We start from the raw sequence: 9,794 nt of genomic DNA on the forward strand, positions 1-9,794 counted from the left end.
ACAAGTGCAATCACCGTCTGAATCGCTTGCCGATCTGCCCCTTCCCCTTTCTTCTGAAAATCGCCCGATCTTTGCCGCTAACATCCCTGACCTCTTGATTGTTTTTTAGCCTGATATTACACAGGTTGATAATAAGTCATCCAAATGCATGACTGGATCGCTCAAATGGTCCTTCCTGCCGGGTGCAATTGCAGACAGCTTGCAGGCTGGCTCGGCAAACTCTGATGCCGGTGCCTTTTGAGGTCTTTGACACAAATTCGAGCAAACGGCTCACTGCCTGACCGTACACACTGGGCCGTGGAAGGTGGACTTGCAAGCGACACTCTGCATATGAACAGCAAACAGTTAGCCCAATCCCTCTTGTCCCTGCTTGATAATTTGAGCGGGAGGCCATTTTTTCTTGCCATACGGCGAGGGCTGTTCATTGTTTTGCCGCTCATAATGATCGGCTCATTCACCCTGCTGCTGCGCAATTTGCCCTTTGAAGCCGCGCAAAATGCCGTTGACGCCCTGCTTGGCCCCGTGGGAATGCGCGCGTGCGACACCCTTGTGGCAGGCACATTCGGCATATCCGCCCTGGCCCTGGCCTGCGCACTGGGCGGAGCCAGCGCCATGCGGGCCAATCTGACCAATCCCTCTGCGCCAGCAGTCAGCCCCATGCTGAGTTCGCTGGTGGTTCTCTCCTGCTTTTTTGTCATTGTTGCGCCGGAAGAAACAAGTTCCTGGACCATCAGCTTTTCCATGGACAGAGGCCTTCTGCTTGCCATGTGCGTGGCCATGGCGGGCAGCGCCGTATTTGTGCGCCTGGCGCGGTACCGGATTTTTCATCTGTCGGAAGAAATGGCCGGGCATGATCCGGTTGTGCGCGACGTAGTCACGGTTATGCCAGCGGCCATGGCGACAATCTTGCTTTTCGGATTTATCCGCTTTCTGCTGACGCTATGGGGAGCAACAGACCTGCATGCCGCAACAAGCAAGCTGCTTACCCTGCCCTTTCAGCATAGCGGCAATGGCCTCGGCTTTGGCCTGCTCTACAGCTTCACCTCGCAAGTGCTCTGGTTTTTCGGCGCTCATGGCCCCAACGTGCTCAATTCTGTGGATGTGAACATCCTCACCCCTGCGGGCCTTGTTAATGCCAAAGCCATAATGTATGGCAACCAGCCGCCATTTGTGTTCACAAAAATATTTTTCGATACATTTACGCGCATGGGCGGCTCTGGCTCCACCCTGGCCCTCTGCTTTGCCGTTCTGGTACGCTGCCGCGACTGGGGCATGAAAAAACTCTGCCTGTTTGCGCTGGTTCCGGCCCTGTGCAACGTTAATGAGCCTCTTATTTTCGGCATTCCTCTGATGCTCAACCCCGCCTTTGCCATTCCTTTTCTTCTGGTGCCGACGGTACAAACCGTAGTGGCCTACATTGCAACAATTATTGGCTTTGTGCCGCATACCACGGTGGGAGTTGCCTGGACCATCCCCCCGCTGATCAGCGGCTATGTCGCGACTGGCAGCATCAACGGCTCAATTTTGCAGATGATAAACCTTGGGCTGGGCTTTTTCATATATCTGCCCTTTGTGGCTCTCTCTGACGCAGTGCGCGAAAAGCACGGCAAACAGGTTATGCACAGCCTGCTGCAAATTGCCAACCGCTGTGATTTTGGTTCTCCCGACAATCGCAAGTGCCTGAACATTCCCGGCGAAGTGGGCCGCCTTGCCCACACGCTTGCCACAGACCTTGAGCGGTCGCTAAACGCCAATGACGGTCAGCTTTATCTTGTATTTCAGCCCCAGTGCGACCACACGGCAAAACGCGTGGCAGGCGTGGAAGCCCTGCTGCGGTGGAATCACCCCATATATGGTCCTGTGGCCCCACCAATTATTGTTGCGCTCGCCGAGGACACAAACCTCATTGACCGGCTGGGCAAATTTGTTCTGCTTGAGGCCTGCAAACTGCGCGCTGCATGGCAGCCCAAGGTTCCGCATGACCTTGTGATCGCCGTCAATATCACTCCCAGCCAGTTGCGCAATGCCAACTTTGCCCAGATGGTACTTGGTACGCTGCACGGTCTGGGCCTTACCCCCACCCAGCTTGAACTGGAGATCACGGAATCTTCCATTCTGGAGCCGGACGCCCGAACTCTCGACCTGCTTACCCGCCTTCGTGTGCTTGGAGTACGCCTTGCCATTGATGATTTCGGCATGGGGCACACATCGTTGCGCTACATCCGCGCCTTCCCCGTGACAACGGTCAAGGTTGACCGATCCCTCACAGAAAGCCTCAACAGCAACGTGCAGGAACAGATCGTGCGCAGCATTCTGGATTTGAGCCGCAGCCTGCGCATAACCACCGTGGTGGAGGGAGTGGAGGACGAGCAGCAGTTGCGCGTTTTTACGGGCATAGGCTACCATACGTTTCAGGGCTATTATTTCAGCCGCCCGCTTTCTGGTGCGGACTGCCTGGACTTTGTGCTGCGCTACAACGGGCAGAATGATCAGGAAGCCTAATGCAGCAGCAGACGTTTTTTCCGCATGCCCCATCACGCAAAAAGCCCCGGCATAACCGGGGCCTGAACTTTATAGCTTGAACTCTCACCAATCTGCCTCAATCATACCCTGTCAGACAGGGCCAAGGCAGCGTGACGGGCAAAGCCTGCGCTACCTTCTTTAGACGGATTCGCCTTCGATTTTTTGCAACAGGCTGGCGCAAAAGCTATCCAGCATCTGTTCTGTTTCGTCGCCCAGCCCCAGAACAGAGCCAGAGTGCAACTGGCGCGCACGTAGCGCCTCAAGATCAGGCATGCTGACGCGTTGTTGCGGCAGATCGGCAACAGGCGGCAGATCTGCGGTCTGATCAGGAGTAGCCTTGTTCAGCACCAGCACCTGACGGTGCAGTCCCAGGTCGCCAGCCATGCGGGCAACCTCTGCTGCTGTTTCCAACGAGCGCATGCTCGGCTCGGATACCACCAGCAAGGCGTCCACATGTGCCACGGTTCCCCGGCCCAGGTGCTCCACCCCGGCCTCCATATCCACCAGCACCCACTCACGCCTGTCGAGCACCAGATGCGCCAGCAGGGCCTTGAGCAGTGCGTTGCTTTCACAAGCGCAGCCGCCCCCGGCGCTGGTCAAGGGGCCCATGACCAGAAGGCGTTTGTCTCCAGTGTTTTTCCCCCCATCTCCTGCAGCAGGCAGGGGGGCTGACAGAGCCTCGGGCAGATCGCTGACATGCGGATCAAGATCCATCATGCCACCCTTGCCAGCGGGGCGAATGCGTTCTTCAATCAATGAGGCGCGCTGGGTGAGGGCCTCCGGCAAATCAGCCCGCGCCAGACCAGAGGCCTGCCCAAGCGAAAGCGCCGTGTCGGCATCCACAAGCCAGACCTTTTCTCCGCGCCGCGCCAGATAATCGCCAAGCCAGGCGGTGATGGAGGTTTTGCCCACGCCGCCCTTGCCAGAAACGGCAATCTTCATGCAATCCCCCTGTGGTTTATGTATTAGTCCCTGAGCTTTGCACAGAGTGGGCAGGCCCTGCCCACCCACTCTGCAAAACACACTGGCCTAAGGCTGCAGGCCAAGGCCCTGCCGCTTCTGCCGGATGCGCGCATCCAGCAGGTCAGCCGCCTTTTCGGGGTCGTCATTTACCACAAAGGATGCGCCCACAATCTGTTCCAGACCGTTCAGGGCTATATCTGTCACCTTTTCCGAGCCAAGAATGTTGGGCGGCAGACCAAGATGCGTGTAAATGCCGCTGGCAACGGCATACAGGCCGATGGCCGCCGCTTTTTCAGAATACCATTCCGGCGAGGACGCGCCCACGGGCAGATCGGAGATATCCACGCCCAGAGCATTGGCGATCAGCGCGCACAACTGCAAAATACGGGCGTTATCCACGCAGCTGCCGAGGTGCAGTACCGGCGGAATACCCAGCGCGCTGCACAGGCTTTGCAGCCCCGGCCCGGCCATGGAAGCGCCCTCGGGCACCAGCAGCCCGGCCTTGCCCGCCGCAGTGGTGACGCAGCCTGTGGCCAGAACCATAATATCTTTTTTGATAAGCGCCTTCATGAGGCCCACGTTGGCCGAGTCGTGCTTGATCTTGGGGTTGTTGCATCCAACCACGCCCACAAACCCGCGCACAGTGCCAGCCTTGACGGCATCCAGCAAGGGATCAAGCGAGCCGCCCAGAGCCTCAAGAATGGCCTCGTTGGAAAAACCGGTCATGATGCTGACAGGTTCGCCAGGGATTTCCACACGCTTGGGGTCACGCTCCAAGAATGCATCCACCGCCATGCGTACGATCTTGCGGGCTTCTTCCCGCGCATTTTCGGGATGGAAATTAAAATGAATGGCCCCGGTAAAGCGCGCCTTGGCGGCAGTGTCGATAAAGCGGGTGTGGTAGCAGCCAGCCACCTGCACCAGGCTCGGCATGATGCACTGGTAGTCCACCACCACAACTTCCACAGCGCCGGTCACGATTGCCAGCTCCGTCATCAGGTGGTTGCCCGCCATGGGGATGCCCTGTCGCATGAGCAGTTCGTTACCGGTGCAGCACAAACCTGCCACAGTGATGCCGGTAGCTCCGTTCTTTTTGGCAAGCTCGATCATTTCTGGGTCGCGAGCAGCGTCAAGAATCATCTCGGACACCACCGGATTGTGACCGTGCACCAGGATATTGACTGTGTCCTTTTTGATTACGCCAAGGTTGGCGGTGGACATCTTGGGTTTGGGTGTACCGAAAAGCACATCGCACAGCTCCGTGGCGATCATGGAGCCAGCCCAGCCATCGGCCAGGGCGCAACGCGCCGCATGCAGCATGGTATTGGGCGCATCGTTATCGCAGCCCATGTGGGTGCGGTGCATCATTTCGGCAATTTCACGGTCAACGCCGCGCGGAGTGATGTCGAGCTTTTCCCACAGCTCACGGCGCTTGGCCGGAACACGGGAGACAAAATTGACCGCCTTGCGCCTGCTGCCAAAATCGCTGTAGCAGGCATCCACCACATCGGCGGCCACATCAAGCGCCTCGCGGCCTTCTGTCGCAACGCCCAGCTCGGCGGCAATGCGCCGCAGTTTGGCCTCATCCCGAATCTGATAGCCAGGGGCGCGGCCTTCCACCACTGCCTCCAAGGCTTCGATCACATCACGTCCGTGATCCGAATGCCCGGCTGAACCGCCTGCGATAAAGCGCCCAAAGTTGCGGGCCACAATCACATCGGCGTCTGCGCCACACACGCCGCGAGAAAGTTTTCCGCCGGGTTCGGCCTTGGCGCTGATGCGGCACGGCCCCATGACGCAGTTGCGACAGGTGGTGCCAAGCTCGCAAAAACGGCAATGCGGCGTTTGCTGATCCAGCCTGTCCCATGCAGTTTCCACACCATCTGCTCTGGCCTTTGCCAGCATGCGTTTGGCATCATCCCATATAGACATGTCATTGATGTCGCGCTTCTTGCTTTCCATAGCTGCCCCACAAAACTTGAGGTTACACGGCGCGCCAAGTCTGCGCCGCTATCTTTGTCATACTGGTATCACAGTCAGGCAAGGGCGTCTGTCAGATGTGCGACAAAGGAACGGTGATGATTTTTATAACAATTTAACAACCTGAAATAATTATAGTATTTTAAAATACCTTGTAAAAAATAATAGTAAAAAAGTCTGAAATTGAGAATTCAAAAGGCCAGAGTAGAAGAATATCTTGCGGATTAGTCCAGAAGTTCGCGAAGTCGACCTTCATCGAGAATACAATATACGCCGCGCTGCTCCTTGAACAAAATACCCGAGCGGGTCAGGTCGGTCAGCAGAGTGGAAATGGTCTGGCGGGACGCCCCGAGGGTCTGGGCCAACATCTCGCCCGAAAGCTGCAAGCGGGCGCGGCGGCGGCCATCCGGGCCGGGGGCGCTTTCTTGCGCGGCAGAAACAAGATGACGAGCCAGGCGGGCAGAAACATCACGTAGCGCAAGGCCATCAACAATACTGAACGTATTTTTGAGAATACCGCCAAGCACTCGCACAACAGTTACTGTAAACTGCGGCACAGACATCATGCGTTGATTAAACGTGGGAGTGTCCACCAGTAGAATGGTGGTATCTTCCACAGCCTGAACCTGAGCGCTGGAGTGGCTGACGTACACATCGCCCGGTTTGAGAAAGGCGATGGTAAATTCTTTTTCGCCATAGGCCAGATATACACGCACAAGCCCCTTGCTCACAATGAACACGTAGTTACCGGCTATCAGCCGCTCCCCTGCTGGAGAAACCGCTGTAAGAGAGCTTTCCAGCTCTTCATCATAGCTGGGCGTAAAAATCATGCTGTTTCTGGAGAAGCGGCGCTCATTAAAAGCAGAAAGCAGCGAAGAGAACTCTGGCTTTGCAAGCTCGTCCAGCAAATTGACTGAGGTAAACTTCATGGGATTCTCCTGCGCCCAGCATACTCATGGATTCGCGAGGGATACACGGTATGACAAAATTTGCTCGGCCATTCCACTTCAACCCGGCGTTCCTGATTTAAACATATAGTCCATGCGCAAATTCGTCAAAGATTTCGCTGTGCATTGGAGGTTGAAAAGGATGCGGGACTAATTTTTTTCATGCTGAGTACGGTGCACCGAACTGCCTGAACGCAGAGCTGGGAGGAATTTATAAATGCTGCTTTCAAGTGTTCGAGAATTAGTTTTTGAGAATTAGCTGTAATTTGTTGACCTTTGAGCACGGGAACCTGCCTCTCCGCCGGGTTTGGTGCGCCTGTCGGCGGGCGATTTCTGTTCACCATGAATTGATTTTTTGCTGTCCTTCAGCATTGGGGTTCGCCCAAGGCGGAGCTTGGGACGCCTGTGCGGGGCGCAGCAAAGGGGGGCCGGTTATGGGGCTACGCCCCCCCTTCTCGCCCCCCCTTCTCGGCCCCCCTTGCACTCCCCTCGGAACACCCCCTAAGAGCGACTATCAATTACCCCAGTATGGCGAGGACAACGCGGCTATAGCTTCGGGAACTTCCTTTGCTCGCTGCGCTCGGTCAGGCGATCTCCCTCCGCGCCGCGTAAATGCCAGATAGCGCTTTTGCGTTGGATAAAGTCCGTTTCTGCCGACGATCCAGATAACTATTCTGCTTTGAAAGCTGGTCGTTGGCTCAAGCTGCCTCGCCAAAAAAATTGTTGCATCGCAAAAAATCTGGTTTCGCTGTGGGCATCATCACAGGCAAGACGTGTTGATTACTTCCCTAGTCACCTCGAAACGAAAGCTCCACTGCTAAAGAAGCCAACGGCAAGTCGTTAACCTCATATGCCTTTTGCAGGCAGTAATTAAAGAAAGGTTGCGGAGTCACGTTCAGCACATTCGGGCGAGCAGTTACAATGAACTAGTGAAAAATTATGTTGTCAGGGAAAACTTGATTTGCTGTGGTCGTGACCAGAAACAGACCCTGAAGTCACTTTCTGTTGGTCACTCCTTCTGCCTTTCAAGGGTCAGAAATGTGATAATTAAGGCATCGCCTACCCTCCTTGGCTTTCAGTGGTCGAGATCAGGTGGTGGTCGTGCGTTGCCTATAGCATCTTATCTTTTGCAGGGCGTGATCAGAAAATGGTTGTGGCGTTGCCTTCCTTAGACTCGCCGGAGCGTAGGCGGAGGCGATGTGCTGGTGTTGGGCGAGTTTGCAAAATACGCATTTTTGTGGACTGACAAGGAAAAATTAGTTTTTTAAGCGCAGCGTACTCAAGTACGTGAGCATTAAAAAACTAATTTTGACGCAGTCAGGCCCAAAAAGACGGGTTTGCGTAAATGCGCCTGACAGGCTCAGGCAGAACTGCAAGCAAGGAGGTTCAAGGGTTTCGGGCAGAAGGAGGCTGTGAAGCAAGGGAAAGAAGAAGAAGAAGAAGAAGAAGAAGGTCGCGCCAAAGGTAGCGTGGAGGCAGTAAGGGGGATGTAGATGCAGGCGAGAAGGCCGCGAGGAAGGAAGGAGCAAGGAGGGATAAAAGACAAAGCCCCTTGCGCTAGAAGCAGCAAGGGGCTTTGGAGCAATCGTTGACAGCGGCCTACTTTCCCACATGACGTTATGCAGTATCATCGGCGATGGAGAGCTTAACTTCCGAGTTCGGAATGGGATCGGGTGTACCCTCTCCTCCATGGCTATCAACGAAATTTGTCAAAATATTAATTGACAGGGACGGAAGGATTTTTTTCAAACACAAGCCTCACGGGCTATTAGTACTGGTCAGCTCCACACCTCGCGGCGCTTCCACCTCCAGCCTATCAACGAGGTAGTCTACCTCGGCCCTTTAGGGATTGCTCCAGGGAGAACTTATCTTAAGGCAGGCTTCCCGCTTAGATGCTTTCAGCGGTTATCCCTTCCGCACATAGCTACCCTGCTGTGCCGTTGGCACGACAACAGGTCCACCAGGGGTGCGTCCATCCCGGTCCTCTCGTACTAGGGACAGGCCCTTTCAATTCTCCAGCGCCCACAGAAGATAGGGACCAAACTGTCTCACGACGTTTTAAACCCAGCTCGCGTACCACTTTAAACGGCGAACAGCCGTACCCTTGGGACCTGCTTCAGCCCCAGGATGTGATGAGCCGACATCGAGGTGCCAAACCGCATCGTCGATGTGAACTCTTGGATGCGATCAGCCTGTTATCCCCGGCGTACCTTTTATCCAATGAGCGATGACCCTTCCATTCGGGATCACCGGATCACTAACACCTACTTTCGTACCTGCTCGAGATGTCTCTCTTGCAGTCAAGCTCCCTTATGCGTTTGCACTCGACGGCTGGTTTCCAATCAGCCTGAGGGAACCTTTGCATGCCTCCGTTACTCTTTAGGAGGCGACCGCCCCAGTCAAACTACCCACCAGACACTGTTCCCTCACCGGATAACGGTCGAGGGTTAGGGACCTGAAAAAACAAGGGTGGTATTTCAACAATGACTCCCCCCATACTAGCGTACAGAGTTCACAGTCTCCCACCTATCCTACACATGCAGTTCCAAATCCCAATGTCAAGCTATAGTAAAGGTGCACAGGGTCTTTCCGTCTTTCTGCGGGTACACGGCATTTTCACCGCGACTTCAATTTCACCGAGTCTCTGGCCGAGACAGTGTGGAGATCGTTACGCCATTCGTGCAGGTCGGAACTTACCCGACAAGGAATTTCGCTACCTTAGGACCGTTATAGTTACGGCCGCCGTTTACCGGGGCTTCAATTCGAAGCTTCGCTTGCGCTGACCTCTCCTTTTAACCTTCCGGCACCGGGCAGGCGTCAGTCCGTATACGTCGTCTTTAGGACTTCGCACAGACCTATGTTTTTAGTAAACAGTCGCCACCACCATTTCTCTGCGGCTCCCTCAGGCTCGTTAAGTGAATTAACTTCACCCGGAGGAGCACCCCTTCTTCCGAAGGTACGGGGTTATTTTGCCGAGTTCCTTGGCCAGAGTTCTCTCGAGCGCCTTGGATTATTCATCCCACCCACCTGAGTTGGTTTGCGGTACGGTTTGCACATCCTAAACTTAGAAGATTTTCTAGGCAGTATAGGCTCAACAGCTTCAGACCTTACGGTCACGGACTCGCGTCTCGACGTAGAGCGGTACGGATTTGCCTGTACCACACGTCTACCTGCTTGCACCGGGACAACCAACACCCGGCCTGTCTACCTTTCTGCGTCCCTCCATCGCACAGATGTACAAGTACGAGAATATTAACTCGTTTCCCATCAGCTACGCCTTTCAGCCTCACCTTAGGGACCGACTAACCCTGGGAAGATTACCTTTACCCAGGAAACCTTGGGTTTACGGCGAACGGGTTTTTCACCCGTTTTATCGTTACT

4 protein-coding genes and 2 rRNA genes (1 of these 6 only partly in view) are annotated in these 9,794 nt (G+C 55.0%); 1 reads left to right on the forward strand and 5 read right to left on the reverse strand.

Annotated features, from left to right (window positions below):
- Nucleotides 1-330: 330 nt before the first annotated feature.
- Nucleotides 331-2,502 (forward strand): EAL domain-containing protein, encoded by a 2,172-nt coding sequence (locus RDK48_RS09830; protein ID WP_298993663.1) that lies wholly within the window; start codon nt 331-333, stop codon nt 2,500-2,502.
- A gap of 159 nt (nt 2,503-2,661) precedes the next feature.
- On the opposite strand, the gene RDK48_RS09835 is transcribed toward RDK48_RS09830, so the two are convergent.
- The 5 genes from RDK48_RS09835 to RDK48_RS09855 all read right to left on the reverse strand — a co-directional run.
- Nucleotides 2,662-3,465, reverse strand: a complete 804-nt coding sequence (locus RDK48_RS09835; RefSeq protein ID WP_298993662.1) for a P-loop NTPase — start codon at nt 3,463-3,465, stop codon at nt 2,662-2,664.
- An 87-nt stretch (nt 3,466-3,552) separates the two neighbouring features.
- A complete protein-coding gene (gene cooS, locus RDK48_RS09840; protein WP_298993661.1) occupies nt 3,553-5,448 on the reverse strand; it encodes an anaerobic carbon-monoxide dehydrogenase catalytic subunit in 1,896 nt (631 codons plus the stop codon).
- A 242-nt stretch (nt 5,449-5,690) separates the two neighbouring features.
- On the reverse strand, nt 5,691-6,395 hold the full coding sequence (locus tag RDK48_RS09845) for a Crp/Fnr family transcriptional regulator (RefSeq protein ID WP_298993660.1): 705 nt from the start codon (nt 6,393-6,395) through the stop codon (nt 5,691-5,693).
- Nucleotides 6,396-7,999: 1,604 nt separating this feature from the next.
- Nucleotides 8,000-8,114, reverse strand: a 5S ribosomal RNA gene (gene rrf / locus RDK48_RS09850).
- Nucleotides 8,115-8,160: 46 nt separating this feature from the next.
- A 23S ribosomal RNA gene (locus RDK48_RS09855) occupies nt 8,161-9,794 on the reverse strand (it continues 1,300 nt past the right edge of the window).

Source organism: uncultured Desulfovibrio sp., from assembly GCF_902477725.1.
Lineage (GTDB): Bacteria > Desulfobacterota > Desulfovibrionia > Desulfovibrionales > Desulfovibrionaceae > Desulfovibrio.